Here is an 18,399-nt window from a genome sequence, read left to right on the forward strand (position 1 = left end):
GATTACCCCTTGACCGCGCCGGCCGTGAGGCCGCGCACGAAATACTTGCCTGCGATCACATAGACCAGCAGGGTCGGCAGCCCGGCGATCATCGCCGCCGCCATATCCACGTTATATTCCTTGGCCCCGGTGCTGGTGTTGACCAGGTTGTTCAGCGCCACCGTGATGGGCTGGGAGTCGCCGCTGGAGAACACCACGCCGAACAGGAAGTCGTTCCAGATCTGGGTGAACTGCCAGATCAGGCAGACCATGATGATCGGCGTCGACATCGGCAGAATGATCTGACGGAAGATGGTGAAGAACCCTGCACCGTCCAGGCGGGCCGCCTTGATCAGCGCGTCCGGAATGCTCACGTAGTAGTTACGGAAGAACAGCGTGGTGAACGCCAGGCCGTAGACCACATGCACGAACACCAGGCCCGTGGTGGTGCTGGCCAGGCCCATCTTGCCGAGGGTGAACGAGGCCGGCAGCAGCACAGTCTGGAACGGCAGGAAGCAGCCGAACAGCAGCAAGCCGAAGAACAGTTGCGAACCCCGAAAACGCCAGAACGACAGCACATAGCCGTTCAATGCACCAATCGCCGTGGAGATCAGAACGGCCGGAACCGTGATTTTCAGTGAGTTCCAGAAGTAGCCATCCACCGTGGCCCAGGCCTTGACCCAGCCGATGCCGGTGACCACGGTGGGCCAGCTCAGCAGGTTGCCGGTGCTGATGTCTTCCGGGGTCTTGAAGCTGGTCAGCAGCATCACCACCAGCGGCACCAGGTACAGCAATACGGCGAGGATCAGCACCGCGTAGATCGCGATGCGGCTCAGGCTGATCGCCGGTTTGTTAGCGAGACTAGTCATTACGCTTGGTCCTCAGCTCGGAGTAGAGGTAAGGCACGATGATCGCGAGGATCGCACCGAGCATCAGGATCGCACTGGCCGAGCCCATGCCCATCTGGCCACGGCTGAAGGTGAACGAATACATGAACATCGCGGGCAGGTCGGACGAATAGCCCGGGCCACCGGCGGTCATGGCCGCGACCAGGTCGAAGCTCTTGATCGCGATGTGCGCGAGGATCATCACGGCACTGAAAAACACCGGACGCAGGCTGGGCAGCACCACGCTCCAGTAGATGCGCGGCAGGCTGGCGCCGTCGATCTGCGCGGCGCGCACGATCGATTGGTCGACACCCCGCAGCCCGGCGAGGAACATCGCCATGATAAAGCCCGAGGCTTGCCATACGGCGGCGATCACCAGGCAATAGACGACGCGGTCCGGGTCGATCAGCCAGTCCAGACGGAAGCCTTCCCAGCCCCAGTCACGCAGCAGTTTGTCCAGGCCCATGCCGGGGTTGAGCAGCCATTTCCAGGCGGTACCGGTGACGATCATCGAGAGCGCCATCGGGTACAGATAAATAGTGCGGATGAACCCTTCGCGGCGGATTTTCTGGTCGAGGAAGATCGCCAGGGTCACGCCGATTACCAGGGTGATACCGATGAACATGCCGCCAAACAGCGCCAGGTTCTTGCTTGCGACCCACCAGCGATCGTTGTCGAACAACCGCTCGTACTGCGCAAGACCCGCCCACTTGTAGTTGGGCAGGAACGTAGAGGTCGTGAACGACAGTACAAACGTCCACAGGATGTAGCCATAGAAGCCCACCAGAACGATGAACATGCTCGGCGCCAGCACCAGTTTGGGTAGCCAGCGCTGCAGTGCATCGAACGGCGAGGCCTTGCTGAACACAGCAACAGAACTCATGGGAAAATCCAGTACAGGAAAAAGGGACTACACAAACAAGCCTTGTGAGGGGTCAGGGGGTTTCCCCTCACAAGGACCAGCAGCCAAGCGTTACTTGGCCGACTTGATCGCAGCACCAAGCTTCTTGGCAGTGTCGGCCGGGTCGGCTTTCGGGTCGTTGATGTAGTTGGTCACGACGTCAAAGAACGCACCTTGCACCGCCAGGGTAGTGGCCATGTTGTGCGCCATGCTTGGCTGCAGGCCGCCGGACTTGGCGTCTGCCAGGAAGTCCTTGGCAGCGGTCTGGGCGCAGGCGTCGAAGCCCAGCTTGTCCATTTGAGTGAGCATGTCGGTGCGCACAGGGATTGAACCCTTGTTGATGCTGAACACTTTCTGGAAGTTTTCACCCAGCACGACTTTGGCGATGTCCTGCTGACCGGCCGCAGTGCCTTTGTCTTTCTGCTTGAACACGGCCAGGGAGTCGATGTTGTAGGTGAAGGCCTTGTCGGTGCCCGGGAAGGCTACGCACTCATAGTCCTTGCCGGCGACTTTCTTGGCGGCGGTCCATTCGGACTTGGCCCAGTCACCCATGATCTGCATGCCGGCCTTGCCGTTGATGACCTTGCCTGCTTCGAGGTTCCAGTCCTGGCCTTTGCCGTCGACGTCCATATAGGTCGCGACTTTCTTCAACTCGGTGAGCGACTTGATCATTTCCGGACCGGTCAGCGCCGCGTTATCGAGGTCAACCAGAGCCTTTTTATAGCCCTCCGGGCCCATCACCGACAGGACCACGGCTTCGAATACGGTGCTGTCCTGCCAAGGCTGGCCACCATGGGCGAGCGGAATGAAGCCCGCAGCTTTGAGCTTGTCGCCGGCTGCGTAGAATTCTTCGAGGGTGGTCGGGTTTTTGGTGATGCCGGCTTTCTTGAAGACTTCCGGGTTGATCCACAGCCAGTTCACGCGGTGAATGTTCACCGGAACGGCCACGTAGTCACCGTCGTACTTCACGGTATCGGAGACTTTTTTGTCGAGCAGGGAATCCCACTTCTCTTCCTTGGCCACGTCCTTGAGGACGTCGGTGTCGAGCAAGCCAGTGGACGCCCATTCCTGAATGTCGGGACCTTTGATCTGGGCAACGCCTGGTGGGTTGCCGGCCACCGCGCGGCTTTTCAGCACGGTCATGGCAGTGGCGCCACCGCCACCTGCGACGGCACCGTCTTTCCAGGTGAAGCCGTCTTTCTCGACTTGGGCCTTCAAGACATCCACAGCCGCCTTTTCACCGCCCGAGGTCCACCAATGCACGACTTCAACCGTACCTTTGGAGTCGGCGGCAAATACACTGAGGGGAAACAAAGAGGCAACGGAAACAGCTAGAGCGAGGCGATTAATCGCGTTCATCACAATACCTTTTCTTGTTGTTATGCATGCAAGTCTAGAGCTTGCGCTGCACGGAGTTTAAACATGGATTTTTCAAGTGCAGGTAACAAAGGGATGCACAAATGTCACCACTTGGTGACATAGCGCCCGGCGCCCAGAGCGGTCGTCATGCTCGGCCACAACGGCAGTGCAGGCAGCACCACCGCCTGCCAGGCATGGTACAGGTCCGGTTTACCGCCCCAGATCCTGCTGCCGGGCTGGTTATGCGGGCTGAGTTCGTGGTGCCAGCTGCCGTGGACGCGGTCGATGAACTGAGTTTCGCAGAACTCCCAGAGGCGTCTATACCAAATTTCGTAATGCAGCTCCCCGGTACGCTTGAGCAAGGCCTGGGCAGCGGCGCTGGCTTCGGCATGGGTCCAGTGCAGGCGCTCGCGCACCACCGGGCGATGGTTCCAGTCCAGCGTGTAGACAATGCCCGGCGCCCCATCCACGGCCCAGGCGTATTCGCAGGCGCTGGCGAACAGGCCTTTGGCGTCGCTCAGCAGCCAGTCAGGCGTGGCCAACCCGGCTTGCAGGCGCGCGGCCTCGAGGTGCAACAGCAGCCGTGCCCACTCGAACCCATGGCCAGGCGTGATGCCGTAGGGACGAAAGCCGTCGGCGGGGTTGTCTTCGTTATACGCAGGCAGCGGTTTCCAGTGCGCGTCAAAATGCTCGATCACCATGAACTGCTTGCCGGCCGCGAAGGTGTGGATCAGCCGTTCGACGATGCGCAACGCGCGGTCCAGCCAGCGGGTGTCGCCGGTGACATCGGCCAGGGCGAGGAAGGCTTCGGTGGCGTGCATATTGCTGTTGGCGCCCCGATAAGCCTCGACGCCGCTCCAGTCTCGGGCGAAGGACTCGAGCATCACGCCCTCCTCTTCGCTCCAGAAGAACTGATCGATGATGTGGATCGCGTCGTTGAGCAGGTTCTGCGCGCCGGGTGCACCGACCACCGTGGCCGAGCTGGCCGCCAGGGCAACGAACGCATGCAGGTAGGCGGCCTTGCCGGTATTGCCATCGCAGGCATTGGCCGCGGCGAACCAGCCACCGTGCTCGCCGTCGCGCAACGGGCCGCTCAAGGCTGCGACACCGTGTGCCACCCGCTCGGCATAGCCGGGCAACCCCATGGCATGGGCCATGGCGAAGCTGTGGGTCATGCGGGCAGTGTTCATGGTTTCAGCGCGGGCGTCGGCCGGCAGTTGACCTTTGTCGTCGAGGTTGCCAAAACCGTCAGGCAGGCGTGAGGCCTTGGCGAATGACAGCAGGCGCTGGCCTTCGGCGGCAAGCCAGGCGTGATGGGCAGGAGCGTTCAGCCAACTGCTGGCAGGCAGTGGTTGCGTGGTCATGGGTGGCCCTTATTATTTTTTGTGGGATGACCGGAGTCTAAACAAGGGCGCAAAAGGGGCAAGTAACGAAGCGGAAGGTAAATGTCACAGACTGGTGACACTCTTGAATTTGACCGCAATCCAGGGAGGGAGCAAGCCTGCGCTGATCAACCACAAATAATTTTTTGATTTTAAGCCTGAAGTTTCAGGCAAGCCCATTCATGTGAGAGCGTCGGTGCCACTTGGTCGGCTCTCAAGCCGCCGCGCTCTTGATCTTGATCTTGATCTGAGGCGCCCCGTCAAACACGCTGGCCGAACCTGGGCGAGGTGCCGAGTATTGGGGCGAAGCGTTTTTGGTTACTTTTTGCGCTCTTCAAAAAGTGACTCGCTGTAAGAGCGGAACCCCAAGTCGTCGTTACCGCAGAAACGGATATGTACATCACGTTTTTTTGATTTGGGGGCTGCTACGCAGCCCAACGCGGGGCAAGCCCTAATGCCGTTCAGTTAAGGAAAATGTGTGGGCTTATTGTGGCGAGCGGGCTTGCCCCGCGTTGGGGTGCGAAGCGCCCCCCCATCGAGCAAAACGCGGTGTATCTGATACGGCTCAGCGCCTGGCTTTGGGGCTGCTGCGCAGCCCAACGCAGGACAAGCCTGCTCGCCACAGGGAATCTGCGCTTAACTGAACGGCATTAGGGCAAGCCCGCTTGCCACAACAGGCCCGCTCACCACAGAGGCTCCAGCTCGCTGGGCGATAGCGTCTGGCGGAGCCTCTCACCGCTGACCCGCATCAGGTCACTGACCGCCTCGCGGCGCGTTGAGCTGCTGACTCAGGGTCTGCACCTGGCTCTGCAGGGTGGTGATATTGCGCGTGGTCTGGATACGGAATACGTCGAACTCTTTGTTGGTCGGCGCATCGACGTTGGCGGGCTGGTTTTCCTGCGCGCTTTTGAGCACAACCATGTCCTGCTCAAGGCGGGCAATGGCGGCCGTCGGGTTGCCCTGCTTTTTCAACGCCGCTACATCAGCCGCCAGCTCCCGGAGCTCGGCATCGCGCTTGCCGGCATCACCCTGCGCCGCCTTGAGCGTCGCCACGGCATCCGTCAGCGCCTGCACCTGGCCCTGCAATGCGGCATTGGCGCTGGCCAGCTCAGTGGTGCTGGCAGTCATCTGCGCCAGGCGCTTGTCCAGCTCGGTAGCCTGGCCGGCCACGCCGACCTGTTGCTTGCCCTGCTCCAGCAGTTGGGTTTCCAACTGCTTGATCTGCTGTTTGAGCGCTTCGCTGCCGGTGTTGACGTTGGCTTCACTGGCCACCACCTTGCCGGAAATATCCTGCAGGCGCCCCGCCGCTTCCTCGCTGATGCGCGCGAAACTTTCCTGGGTGGCAACCAACTGCTGGCCCATCAGGGAGATCTGCTGGAAACTCCACCAGGCAAGGCCGGCAAACGCGATCAGCAGCGCGCCGACCAGCGCCCACAACGGCCCGGTGCTGGCGCTCCTGACCTTGACCACGGGCGCGGGCCGCGAGCGTACGGACGTGGCGGGCGTCGGCACGAAATCATCATCGTCCCCGGTATCGGCCCGCAGGCTGGGAACATTGTCGAAATCGTCGTTGGCATCGTTACGCATGAATCAACCCTGAATCGGTGAGATGGCTGGCAAGCCGAGCGACGCGAGTATAAACCGCGCGCCCGCCGCACTGATCGACCCGGAACCGTAAATTCGGTTCCCGATGTGTTGCTGGTTGTGAGCTTATTTAAGCCCCGGATCCTGGGCCTTCCACCAACTGCAGAACTCGTCGAGGGCGGTCCACAGACTGACCTTGGGCTCATAGTCGAGATAATGCCTCGCCCGACTGATGTCCAACGTGAAATCTTTGTTCATTACCTGCATGCCCAGGCGCGACAACGCAGGCTCCGGGCGCCCGGGCCACATCGCGCAGAAAGCTTCGTTGAGCGCCGCCACGCTGTAGGACAAACCGTAGGACCGATAACGGGTCACCTGGGGCATTTCCATCTGGCGCATCACGTAGTTGACCACATCCCATACCGGCACCGGCGTGCCGTTGCTGATGTTGTAGGCCTTGCCCAGCGCAGAACCGGTGGCAAGCAAACCGCTGAGCAAGGCTTCATTGAGGTTGTGGATACTGGTGAAGTCGACCTTGTTCAGGCCATCGCCGACGATCGCCAGGCGGTTCTTGCGCTGCATCTTCAGCAAACGCGGGAAGATGCTCATGTCGCCCGCGCCGGTGACGAATCGCGGACGCAGGGCCAGCACCTGGAGCCCGAATTCCTGGGCGCCGAAGACTTTTTGCTCGGCCAGGTACTTGGTGGCGGCGTACGGATGCTTGAAGCGCTTGGGCACCTGCTCTTCGGTCAGGCCCAGGTGGTCGCGCCCGTCAAAGTAGATCGATGGCGAAGACAGGTGCACCAGGCGCCCGACCCGCTGCTTGAGGCAGGCTTCGACGACATTTTCGGTCACCAGCACATTGCCTTGATGAAAGTCCTGGTACTTGCCCCACAACCCGACGGCGCCGGCGCAATGCACCACCGCTTCGACGTCCCGGCACAGATGGCGCACCAGTTCGGCATCACTCAGATCACCCTGGATAAACTCGGCGCCGCGCCGTACGAGGTGCTCCACGCTTTCGGCGCGCCGCCCGTTGACCCGCACGTCCAGGCCCTGCTCCAGGGCGAAGCGCGCAAAGCGCCCGCCGATGAAGCCGCTTGCGCCGGTGACCAGAATCTTCATGTATTACTCCGTGTTCTTTCGTTTTTCATCGCTGCTACCTTGACGCCCGTCATCCCTCCAACGGCACCAGCCATTGCCCGCATGACCGGGCCAGATGCTCGGTCAACAGGCCCAACAGTTGCCCGCCGCTGCGCCAATGATGCCAGTACAACGGCACATCAATGGGCTTATCAGGCAATAACTCGACCAACAGGCCACGCTGCAACGAGTCGCGCACCTGCAGTTCCGGCACCAGGCCCCAGCCCAGGCCGGCTTCGGTGAGACGGATAAACCCTTCAGAGGCTGGGCATAAATGGTGCTCAAAACCGCCATCCACGCCGAGGGAAGCCAGGTAACGGTGTTGCAGGAAATCATCCGGACCAAACACCAGTGCCGGTGTGCGCACCAGTTGCTCGGCCTTTACCCCGGCGGGAAAGTGCCGCGCGATAAAGGCCGGGCTGGCCAGCGCGCGGTAGCGCATGGCGCCGAGCAGCAGGCTGCGCGCACCGGCCACCGGGCGTTCACTCGCGCAGATGCAGGCCGCCACTTCACCGGCGCGCATGCGTTTGAGACCGACGGTCTGGTCTTCCACCACCAGGTCGAGCAACAGATGCTGCTCGGCGCAAAAGTCGCTGACAGCCTCGGCCCACCAGGTGGCCAGGCTGTCGGCATTCAGCGCGATACGCAGGCGCTCGGGCATGCCCTCCTCGTCCAGGGCGGGCACCTGGCCCTGCAGGTCGCGCTCCAGCAGCCGCACCTGCTGCACATGGTTGAGCAGCCGTCGACCAATCTCGGTGGGCGTAGGCGGCGTGGCCCGCACCAGCACCGGCTGGCCGACACGCGCTTCGAGCAGCTTGATGCGCTGGGAAATGGCCGACTGCGACAGCCCAAGTACCTGCGCGGCACGCTCGAAGCCGGCCTGCTCCACCACCGCTGCGAGGGCGGACAGCAATTTATAGTCGAACATCAGTTTCTCTAATGAGCGATCAGCAATATTGGTTTTTCTTATACAGCCCATCCGATGAAAATAGCCAGCATTGCCTCTCTTTAACAAGGACCTTCACATGGCTGGCGAAACCACCCTGGCGACCCTGCTGCGCAGCATGAGCCCTCATCTGAATGACGGCGACTACGTGTTCTGCACCCTCCCCGATAACCGCATTCCTGACGGTTGCGAGGTAATCGGCAGCTTTCGCGAACAGCAAGGCTTGACCCTGATCGTGGAGCGCCAGCAAGCCGAACAGGCCGGGCTGGCCTTCGACTATGTGGCCGCGTGGATCACCCTGAACGTGCACTCGGCACTCGAAGCGGTGGGGTTGACCGCCGCCTTCGCCGGCGCCTTGGCCCAGGCCGGGATCAGTTGCAATGTGATCGCCGGTTATTACCACGACCACCTGTTCGTCGGCCGCGCCGATGCGCAACGCGCCGTGCAGGTGCTGCGGCAGTTGGCGGCGGACGCGGAGTAAACCCTATGTGGCAAAGTTATGTGAACGGGCTGTTGATCGCCCTCGGCCTGATCATGGCCATCGGCACGCAGAACGCTTTCGTGCTGGCGCAAAGCCTGCGCCGTGAACATCACCTGCCGGTAGCGGCGCTGTGCATCGTGTGCGACGCGCTCCTGGTCGCAGCGGGGGTGTTCGGCCTGGCCACGGTGCTGGCGCAGAGCCCGCTGCTGCTGGCGATTGCACGCTGGGGCGGCGCAGCATTCCTGTTGTGGTACGGCGCCCTCGCCTTGCGTCGCGCGTTTTCGAAACAGAGCCTGGACCAGGACGCAGGCTTCAACGCGCGCTCACTGCGCGCGGTGATGCTCAGCGCGTTGGCGGTGACGTTGCTCAACCCCCACGTCTACCTCGATACGGTGCTGCTGATCGGCTCACTGGGCGCGCAACAGGCGGCACCCGCGGCGTTCGTGGCCGGGGCCGCGAGCGCTTCATTCCTGTGGTTCGCCACCCTGGCGCTCGGCGCCGCGTGGCTGGCGCCGTGGCTGGCGCGCCCGGCAACCTGGCGGCTGTTGGACCTCTTGGTGGCCGTGATGATGTTCAGCGTGGCCTACTCATTAATAAGCACGCCCTGAAGTTATTTCGAAAGGCTCTGGAACCTCTATCCCACACAGTTGTTGCGTGGTTTTGCCGCACCCCCGGTGCTATGATCCTGCCCCTGCGCCGCAAAGAGTACAAACTCCCCGGCGCTTGTTTGGCCGCCCGTGATCGGCCTTGCGCTCACCGCAACTGACCTGATTAGGAGAATCATCATGGCTTTCGAATTGCCGCCGCTGCCCTACGCACACGATGCCCTGCAGCCGCATATCTCCAAGGAAACCCTGGAGTACCACCACGACAAGCACCACAACACCTATGTCGTGAACCTGAACAACCTGGTGCCTGGCACCGAGTTCGAAGGCAAGACCCTGGAAGAAATCGTCACCTCTTCTTCGGGCGGCATCTTCAACAACGCCGCTCAGGTCTGGAACCACACGTTCTACTGGAACTGCCTGGCGCCAAACGCCGGCGGCCAACCGACCGGCGCACTGGCTGAAGCCATCAACGCAGCCTTCGGTTCCTTCGACAAATTCAAGGAAGAGTTCACCAAGACGTCCGTCGGCACCTTCGGTTCCGGTTGGGGCTGGCTGGTGAAGAAGGCTGACGGTTCCCTGGCCCTGGCCAGCACCATTGGCGCCGGCAACCCGCTGACCAGCGGCGACACCCCGCTGCTGACCTGCGACGTGTGGGAACACGCCTACTACATCGACTACCGCAACGTGCGTCCAAATTACGTGGAAGCGTTCTGGAACCTGGTCAACTGGAAGTTCGTGGCCGAGCAGTTCGAAGGCAAGACCTTCACTGCCTGAGTAACGCTTGCAGGATAAAGAGCCCGGCAATTGCCGGGCTTTTTTGTGGGCGACAATACTGAGCAGGATGCGGGATGCATGGAACTCGGCGGCAACAATTTGCCACGCAGACAGTGAGAGAAATAACTCTCTCATTTCATGCAGGAGAGTTCGTAATGGATCCTATATCGATGGGTATGTCGGCTATGTCAGCGATCATGCCGATGCTGGAAAAAGGCATGGACATGATGAGCAAGATGATGGATCAGCAACAGCAAGGTCAAGATCAGGAGCAGGGCAAAATCGGCGAAGACACACACAAAGCCAACTCCATGCAGATTACGTACAACTCGTAATAAAGCTGACCTGCGCGCACGGGTCTCACGCCCAAGCGCCGTATCAGAGAGCGGCGGATGTCATCCGCCCTCTTCCCTGCCTCCCCTCCTTCAGCCTCTTCCGGTTGCCCCGTCCGAATGTTCCTTTGACTGCCATGCGTGGATTGCCAATACTCATGGCATATTGAAGGCCACCCGCATGAGACAAGGAATGCCCCTTTGAAGCTGGAACTCAAAAACAGCTTGTCGGTGAAGTTGCTACGGGTTGTGCTGCTGTCGGCGTTGATCGTGGGCGTGGCGCTGAGCGTGGCGCAGATCGTTTTCGATGCCTACAAGACGCGCCAGGCCGTGGCAGGCGATGCCCAGCGCATCCTCGACATGTTTCGCGACCCGTCCACCCAGGCCGTCTACAGCCTGGACCGCGAAATGGGTATGCAGGTGATCGAAGGACTGTTTCAAGACGAAGCGGTGCGCACGGCCTCCATCGGCCACCCCAACGAGACCATGCTCGCGGAAAAAAGCCGCCCACTGGAGCAATCCGCCAGCCGCTGGTTGACCGACCTGATTCTGGGTCAGGAACGCTCATTCACCACGTCACTGGTCGGCAAAGGCCCTTACAGCGAGTATTACGGAGACCTGAGCATCACCCTCGACACCGCCACCTATGGCGAGGGTTTTCTGGTCAGCTCGGTGATCATCTTTATTTCCGGCGTGCTGCGTGCGCTGGCCATGGGGCTGGTGCTGTACCTGGTGTATCACTGGATGCTGACCCGCCCGCTGTCGCGGATCATCGAACACCTGACATCGATCAATCCCGACCGGCCCAGCGAACACAAGATCCCTCAGCTCAAGGGCCATGAACGTAACGAGCTGGGGCTGTGGATCAATACCGCCAACCAGTTGCTCGAATCCATCGAACGCAACACCCATTTGCGCCACGAAGCCGAAAGCAGCCTGCTGCGCATGGCCCAATACGACTTTCTAACGGGCCTGCCCAACCGCCAGAAGCTGCAGGAGCAACTGGACAGGATCCTGATTGACGCCGGCCGCCGACAACGCTGCGTGGCCGTGCTTTGCGTAGGGCTGGACGACTTCAAAAGTGTAAACGAACAGTACACCTACCAGGCCGGTGACCGATTACTGCTGGCCCTGGCCGACCGCCTGCGCGCCCACAGCGGACGGCTCGGCACCCTCGCGCGCCTGGGCGGTGACCAGTTTGCGCTGGTGCAGGCTGACATCGAGCAGCCTTATGAAGCCGCCGAACTGGCGCAAAGCATTCTCGATGACCTCGAAGCAGAGTTCGCCCTCGAACACGATCACATCCGCCTGCGTGCCACCATCGGCATCACGCTGTTCCCGGAAGACGGCGACAGCACCGAGAAGCTGCTGCAAAGAGCCGAACAGACCATGACGCTGGCCAAGACCCGCTCGCGCAACCGTTACCAGTTCTATATCGCCAGTGTCGACAGTGAAATGCGCCGCCGCCGCGAGCTGGAGAAAGACCTGCGCGACGCCCTGGGCCGCGAGCAGTTTTACCTGGTGTACCAGCCGCAGATCAGCTACCGCGACCACCGCGTGGTCGGTGTGGAAGCGTTGATCCGCTGGCAGCATCCGGAGCACGGCCTGGTACCGCCCGATTTGTTTATCCCGCTGGCGGAGCAGAACGGCACCATTATTCCGATCGGCGAGTGGGTGCTGGACCAGGCCTGTCGGCAATTGCGCGAATGGCATGACGCAGGTCTCACCGAGCTGCGCATGGCGGTCAATCTGTCCACTGTGCAGCTGCACCACAGCGAATTGCCGCGCGTGGTCAACAACCTGATGCAGGTCTATCGCTTGCCGCCCGGCAGCCTGGAACTGGAAGTCACCGAGACCGGCCTGATGGAAGACATCAGCACCGCCGCCCAGCACCTGCTGAGCCTGCGCCGCTCCGGCGCACTGATTGCCATCGACGACTTCGGCACCGGCTACTCATCCCTGAGTTACCTCAAGAGCCTGCCGCTGGACAAGATCAAGATCGACAAGAGTTTCGTTCAGGACCTGCTGGACGACGATGACGACGCCACCATCGTGCGCGCCATAATCCAACTGGGCAAAAGCCTGGGCATGCAGGTGATCGCCGAGGGTGTGGAAACTGCCGAGCAAGAGGCCTACATCATCGCCGAGGGTTGCCACGAAGGTCAGGGTTATCACTACAGCAAACCGCTGCCGGCGCGGGAACTGGCGGCTTACCTGAAGCAATTGGAGCGCAATCGGGTGGTGATTCCTTAGGTTAAGAAATCGATACTTGATGTTTCCCTCGTATAACCCTTTACACAAAATGCAAATCTTTCGCATTATGTCGCAGTTTTTGCGCGCCCCCGCGTGCCCTATCAACACTCGAAGCAGGATGTTCGCCATGATTCGTATGCCCCTGGCCACCGCCAGTCTGCTGGCTATTGCCATTTCTCTTGCCGGTTGCGGCGAAGGTAAAGACAAGGCCGCAGCACCCCAGGCGCCGACCCCGGCTGCCAGCACCACCGCTCCAGCGGCTGCCACAGCGGCAGGCAACGTCGACGAAGCGGCCGCCAAGGCTGTGGTCGCGCATTACGCTGACATGGTGTTTGCGGTATACAGCGATGCCGAGTCCACGGCAAAAACCCTGCAGACCGCCGTCGACACGTTCCTTGCCAATCCGAACGAGCAAACCCTGAAAGCCGCGCGCACCGCCTGGGTCGCCGCCCGCGTGCCGTACCTGCAGAGTGAAGTGTTCCGCTTCGGCAACACCATCATCGACGACTGGGAAGGCCAGGTGAACGCCTGGCCCCTGGACGAAGGCCTGATCGACTACACCGACAAATCCTACGAGCACGCCCTGGGCAACCCGGGCGCCACCGCCAACATCATCGCCAACAACGAAATCCAGGTCGGCGAAGACAAGGTCGACGTCAAAGACATCACCCCGGAAAAGCTCGCCAGCCTCAATGAGCTGGGCGGTTCGGAAGCCAACGTCGCCACCGGCTACCACGCCATCGAATTCCTGCTGTGGGGCCAGGACCTCAACGGCACCGGTCCAGGCGCTGGCAACCGCCCGGCGTCGGACTACCTGACCGGCGACGGTGCCACCGGCGGCCACAACGAGCGCCGTCGCACCTACCTGCGTTCGGTGACCCAGCTGCTGGTCAGCGACCTCGAAGAAATGGTCGGCAACTGGAAGCCCAACGTCGAAGACAACTACCGCGCCACCCTGGAGAGCGAACCTGCCACCGACGGCCTGCGCAAAATGCTGTTCGGCATGGGCAGTCTGTCGTTGGGCGAGTTGGCCGGTGAGCGCATGAAGGTGTCCCTGGAGGCCAACTCGCCGGAAGACGAACAGGATTGCTTCAGCGACAACACCCACAACTCGCACTTCTACGACGCCAAGGGCATCCGCAATGTCTACCTGGGCGAATACACCCGTGTCGACGGCACCCAGATGACCGGCCCGAGCCTGTCATCCCTGGTGGCCAAGGCTGACCCGGCTGCCGACACTGCACTGAAGGCCGACCTGGCCGCAACCGAAGCCAAGATCCAAGTCATGGTTGACCACGCCGGCAAAGGCGAGCACTACGACCAGTTGATCGCCGCCGGTAACGATGCGGGCAACCAGATCGTACGTGACGCCATTGCGGCGCTGGTCAAGCAGACCGGTTCGATCGAAGCCGCTGCCGGCAAGCTGGGTATCAGCGACCTGAACCCGGACAGTGCTGATCACGAGTTCTAAACAAGACGCGTGATGGTTGCACCACACTGAAAATGCCCCGACTGGTTCGGGGCATTTTTTTTGCGTGCGGGCCTGTTGTGTCAGATCCGAATCACGTAGATGAGCGGGGCGCGTCCCTCGAAGCTCAACTGAATGCCGCCGATCAGCGGCACCAACGGAGCGCTGCGGGCCTGCGCAGTCATCAGCGAAGCTCTCGGCGCCGCCTGGCTCGCACGGCTGCCCACTGCATGGCCAAACGCGCTGCGCACCTGCATCCAATACACCGTTTCATGCGCCGGGTTCTTGAACAGCAGCTCACCCACCTGATCGTAGCTGGGTATGAGCTGATAACGGTTGCGGGCAAGCACGTCGGCCATCAATGCCTTGAGCGCTTCCTGACTGCCATGGGTAACCGCATCCTGGAGCAGGCCGCGAACCTGATCCGTACGAAAGGTGAGTTGTGTGTACCGCCCTGGCTGACGATGCAATGACCAATCGCCGCTCACCGAACGCGGGGTCACGGGCAGCATAAGCAGCGGGTCAGCCAGCTTTGCCTCAATCAGCGTGCGTTCCCGACGCCAATGCCTAAGGACTCTCTGCAGGGTCGCAACCCCTAGAAAGCTAAGGTTATGCCTGTTGACGTTGTTGAACAGGCTGCGGGCCACGTCAGCCTGGCTGGAAACGGACAGCATGGGCCAGGCATCGCTTACATAGGCGGCAAGGGTTTTCTGGAACGGCAGGGCAATATCGTTGATCCAGCGACCGTCCGCCCTCGCGAAGGTCGCTGCACGTGGCTGGCTGTTGGGATCCGTCCTGAGCATCGTTTCAAATTGGTCATACGTGCGAATCGCAATGTCGGGATCGTGCATAAGAACAGTGGCGGCCTGCGCCGGCCTGGCTACGCCGTCAGGCAGGATGGGAAAGTAGCGTTCGTCGATTTTGAGGTATTCGGTGCCCCTGAGCGCCGGATCCCCGCCCACCCGCTGATAGACCCCGTAGTCGGCATCTTTTAACAGCATTTCGTCAGCGTCTATGAACCGTCCCCAATCGGCAATTCGTTCATACGCCGGCCTGGCTCGCCGGACCTGGCTGGGGCCTGGTACAGGCTCAATGGACGTGAGCGGCAGCCCTGGGATTTCGCCGCCACGCACACGCAGCGAAAATCGCTGGGGCGTCACTCTCAGATATTGATAGAAGGTGTCAGGTAAAGTGCCCGCCCCAAGGTGGTGAACCACGCTCAATTGAAGCTCCAGTTCACGCCCGCGCGGGAAGTTGAACGACTCGAACACAAGGCGAGCCTGACTCTCGGAGAGGTTCGGGTAGAGCGTCCTTAACGCCTCAATCGGTGAAAGGCCTCCACGCAATCCTCGGCCGGGATGCGAACCCACTTCCCAGCGGCCATTGGCGCCCTGGCGGATCGGGTCATGGTGATAACGGTGAGGTTTACGCACATCCCTGAGGCGCCAGGCCTTTTCGCCGCCCTCGTCGAGGATCGAAAACCAGCGGTTGTGCTCATTGAGAAAATACTGGCGGTTACCCTCGGTGCCAACCGCCTTGTAATAGATGCCCTTGCCTTCCCAGCCGTCAAGTGCCTGTACATCGGCAGGATTTTTCTTCAGGGCCATCAGCGGGTTCAACCCACTCTCCCCAGGTACGGAGGCGCGCGCGCCGGTCAACCCGGCCACAGCGCCGTCGATCAAGGCGCCGGTAAACTCGCCCAGCGCACGCACCAGGTGATGGGCCGACTCGGCACGGTCTCCCAGCGTGGCGGCGTCCACCGCCCTGAACACCGAGAAAAGGCTTCGAGCCAGGCCGATGGGCACCATTATTTTGATCGGTAACACCAGGGTAATGAGATCGAACGCTGCCGTGCCCACCGATATCGCGGTGGACAGGTCGGTTTCGCCGGTGGTAGTCGATTGCGCAGCGGCATCATTGATCGCGAAGCTGGCCTGCGCCTCGTAGGCCTCCTCGAACAGATTGTCGGCAATCCTGGGCATATGCACCATCGTCGCGGAGCCGCGTCCGCGCAGGATGCCGCGGATCCTTGGGCGCTGTGCCAGCTCCACGCGGCTCACCAGATAATCACGCCAGGAGCTGCTGAAGACGAAGTCCTTCAACAATCGTTCGTCGTGATACTCATGAAACATCCGTCCGCCTGGCGCTTGCGGCGTGTAAACGACGGTGGAGGCGACCGCCGAGGACGTCGTGCGAAACAACCACACGCCACGTACCCGCGCGCCACGCAGCATCAAACTTTGCACCATGATTCGATGGGCTTCGACGGTCTGGCGCCGGTCGCTGTCTACAGGCTCATCCAGCACCACCTGCACCCAGTTGAAGCCGCGATCGGCATGATCCGGAAGAAAATCTCCGGCGATTTTTGCCTCGATGGCATCCATCCGTACCTGCAACGCCAGGTATCGGGCGAAATGGCTTTTGCGGGCAATGGCCTCGGGCGAGGTGATCAGCCGATCCTTTAAAAAGACGTCATAGCGGTTACCAATATTGGCCGTGCGCACCAGGTCCTTGACCTGATCGACGCTCAGGGCGGTGTAGGCCTGCTTTTTTTTGTCGGTCAGATGGGAAAAGTGGGTGAAGTTGAAATCCAGGCCACCAACATTTTCAAGCGCCAGTTCGCTGAGACTGCGTTGGCGATACGTATAAAGCGGCGCACCTGACTCCCTCGGTGCAGGCGCGGGCGCGCCTGGTACGAATGGGGCCAGCGGCACCTCAGGCGCGCGCGTGTGGACCTGAATCTCATCCGGATCCGCCTGCACACCCCATTGCGCTTCAATCAACGCGCTCAGCTGCGCCCTGCTGTAGGCGCGCATGACAGTTTTGTCACTGAATTGGGCGAGCGACGGCAGCCCCTCGGACTCAGGCAGGCCTTTGAGTCCATCGCAATAAGACAGCATCGCCGTTCGCCAGGCTTGCTTGTCGGCGTCGGTCGCCCCGTCAAGAAAAATGTTGAGCTGAGCCTGCGCACGCTTTTGAATGCGGGCCACCAGCACCCGTTCCGTATCCAGAGCGCGCACAAGATCAGTGACGCGATCCAGGCTCTCGGCCAACCGTGCGCTCTCGGTCTGCGCAGTGTGCGTCTGGTAGCGGGCCACGGCCGTGGCGAAGTCTTCATGAAGCTTGAGGCATTGATCTTCAAGTGAATGACTGAAGGGCGAGTCAAGCCACTCGACGTACTCAAATTGACCGCTCGTTTTCGCCTCGTGGTGCAGCGCCAGAGCATGGGGCTGGTGTTCTTGAGTCATCAAGGCCGACAGCTGAGTGAATTGCACAGGATGGTTCAGGCGTTGGTGCAGTTCGCGATCAAGACTGGCCAGGGAATCGAACGCTTCCAGTCCGTTGCCCGGGCTGCACAACAGGACAAGGCCAAGGTTGCTGGAAGGGTCGACAGGACGCACCTGCGGCGGCGCCGACGTGTCTGTTTCCCAGCCGACCTCGGCATCCCGCGGGTCGCGGGCGGTCAGGATAAACGCGCCGTGGAGCGCCGGATTAACGGCATCCTTGCCCTTGAGCGCCAAACCATACACGCACGGTTTATAGGCCTTGAGCGCGCGGCGCGCCAGCGCATCGGGAAGGCGTGCCACCGTCTCGAACAATGCCTCGCCCGCCGTGGTGAGCAAGCCGTCATTTTTCAGCAGGGCCACTTCGTTGCGCAGTTGCTCGATTCGGCTGTCAACGACTCGCTGCCGGCGGCTGCGCGCATCGGTCGCGCGCTGCTCGTCCCAATAGCGCTGCATGAAGGTTGTGTAGTGGGAAGCCAGGCTCGCAGCCAGGTTGTCGACGAATTCATCGAAGGCCTTGCCGGTCAACTCGGGGATGGGCTGCGGTTCGCCACCGTCCTCGGACGCGCGCAAAAACGCGGGATCACCGCTGGCATGGGTCGATGCCTGGCCCGTCACGATGCGCTGTACCACGGCGTCCAGCACCGTGGGCAGGGGAGCTTTGAGGTCCAGTGTTTCTTCCAGTGTGGTTGGCTCGGATGTTGGCGATTCCGGCCGGGGTGCATGGCTTTGCACAAACACACTGTGCACCTGCGCAGCAGGGGTGAGATTGAAATGATGTTCGAAGCGATGCTGTACAAAGTCTTCGAAGCGGGGTTGAGGGGCCAGGTCCTGCATGATCCGAGCGTTGAGCGAGGACAGCTGTTTTACCAGCGCCATTTGCGACGGGCTGTCATTGGCATTCAAGCGCCGTATAAACGGCGTGTCGGTTAGGGCTTCATACGGCATGGACGATCTCTCGAAACACTTAAGAAGCCTTCATGCTGAACACGCGCACGGCCACCCGTGCTTTATACAT

Annotated in this window: 14 protein-coding genes; 6 read left to right on the top strand and 8 right to left on the bottom strand. The window is 61.1% G+C overall.

What is annotated here, in order from left to right:
* Window positions 1–2 precede the first annotated feature (2 nt).
* The 7 genes from JOE32_RS11585 to JOE32_RS11615 all read right to left on the bottom strand — a co-directional run bounded on the left by JOE32_RS11585 (window position 3) and on the right by JOE32_RS11615 (window position 8,163).
* On the bottom strand, window positions 3–848 hold the full coding sequence (locus JOE32_RS11585; protein ID WP_057007126.1) for a carbohydrate ABC transporter permease: 846 nt from the start codon (window positions 846–848) through the stop codon (window positions 3–5).
* Window positions 841–1,749, bottom strand: a complete 909-nt coding sequence (locus JOE32_RS11590; protein ID WP_209984129.1) for a sugar ABC transporter permease — start codon at window positions 1,747–1,749, stop codon at window positions 841–843. Before JOE32_RS11590 ends, JOE32_RS11585 begins: the two co-directional genes overlap by 8 nt.
* A gap of 90 nt (window positions 1,750–1,839) precedes the next feature.
* On the bottom strand, window positions 1,840–3,126 hold the full coding sequence (locus tag JOE32_RS11595; protein ID WP_209984132.1) for an ABC transporter substrate-binding protein: 1,287 nt from the start codon (window positions 3,124–3,126) through the stop codon (window positions 1,840–1,842).
* Between the two features lie 104 nt (window positions 3,127–3,230).
* Window positions 3,231–4,490 (bottom strand): AGE family epimerase/isomerase, encoded by a 1,260-nt coding sequence (locus JOE32_RS11600; protein ID WP_209984134.1) that lies wholly within the window; start codon window positions 4,488–4,490, stop codon window positions 3,231–3,233.
* Between the two features lie 771 nt (window positions 4,491–5,261).
* Window positions 5,262–6,095 (bottom strand): ATPase, encoded by an 834-nt coding sequence (locus JOE32_RS11605; protein WP_209984136.1) that lies wholly within the window; start codon window positions 6,093–6,095, stop codon window positions 5,262–5,264.
* Window positions 6,096–6,218: 123 nt separating this feature from the next.
* A complete protein-coding gene (locus tag JOE32_RS11610; protein WP_209984138.1) occupies window positions 6,219–7,217 on the bottom strand; it encodes an NAD-dependent epimerase/dehydratase family protein in 999 nt (332 codons plus the stop codon).
* Between the two features lie 49 nt (window positions 7,218–7,266).
* Complete coding sequence (locus JOE32_RS11615) at window positions 7,267–8,163, bottom strand: LysR family transcriptional regulator ArgP (protein WP_209984141.1); 897 nt, start codon at window positions 8,161–8,163, stop codon at window positions 7,267–7,269.
* Window positions 8,164–8,260: 97 nt separating this feature from the next.
* On the opposite strand from JOE32_RS11615, the gene JOE32_RS11620 reads away from it, so the two are divergent.
* The 6 genes from JOE32_RS11620 to JOE32_RS11645 all read left to right on the top strand — a co-directional run bounded on the left by JOE32_RS11620 (window position 8,261) and on the right by JOE32_RS11645 (window position 14,100).
* The gene (locus tag JOE32_RS11620) at window positions 8,261–8,662 is read left to right on the top strand and encodes an ACT domain-containing protein (protein ID WP_209984144.1); all 402 of its coding nucleotides are present in this window, start codon (window positions 8,261–8,263) and stop codon (window positions 8,660–8,662) included.
* A gap of 5 nt (window positions 8,663–8,667) precedes the next feature.
* Window positions 8,668–9,270 carry a LysE/ArgO family amino acid transporter gene (locus tag JOE32_RS11625; RefSeq protein ID WP_209984147.1) on the top strand — a complete coding sequence of 201 codons (603 nt, stop codon included), beginning with the start codon at window positions 8,668–8,670 and terminating at the stop codon, window positions 9,268–9,270.
* A gap of 177 nt (window positions 9,271–9,447) precedes the next feature.
* Window positions 9,448–10,044, top strand: a complete 597-nt coding sequence (locus tag JOE32_RS11630; protein WP_209984150.1) for a Fe-Mn family superoxide dismutase — start codon at window positions 9,448–9,450, stop codon at window positions 10,042–10,044.
* A 155-nt stretch (window positions 10,045–10,199) separates the two neighbouring features.
* Entirely contained in the window at window positions 10,200–10,379 is a 180-nt protein-coding gene (locus JOE32_RS11635; RefSeq protein ID WP_209984153.1) for a hypothetical protein, read from the top strand.
* Between the two features lie 198 nt (window positions 10,380–10,577).
* Entirely contained in the window at window positions 10,578–12,629 is a 2,052-nt protein-coding gene (locus JOE32_RS11640; protein WP_209984156.1) for a GGDEF domain-containing phosphodiesterase, read from the top strand.
* Between the two features lie 127 nt (window positions 12,630–12,756).
* Window positions 12,757–14,100: an imelysin family protein gene (locus JOE32_RS11645; RefSeq protein WP_209984158.1), complete on the top strand. Its 1,344-nt coding sequence runs from the start codon at window positions 12,757–12,759 to the stop codon at window positions 14,098–14,100.
* Window positions 14,101–14,180: 80 nt separating this feature from the next.
* On the opposite strand, the gene JOE32_RS11650 is transcribed toward JOE32_RS11645, so the two are convergent.
* On the bottom strand, window positions 14,181–18,329 hold the full coding sequence (locus tag JOE32_RS11650; protein ID WP_209984163.1) for a DUF6543 domain-containing protein: 4,149 nt from the start codon (window positions 18,327–18,329) through the stop codon (window positions 14,181–14,183).
* Window positions 18,330–18,399: the final 70 nt, after the last annotated feature.

Source organism: Pseudomonas sp. PvP025 (genome assembly GCF_017832155.1).
GTDB lineage: Bacteria > Pseudomonadota > Gammaproteobacteria > Pseudomonadales > Pseudomonadaceae > Aquipseudomonas.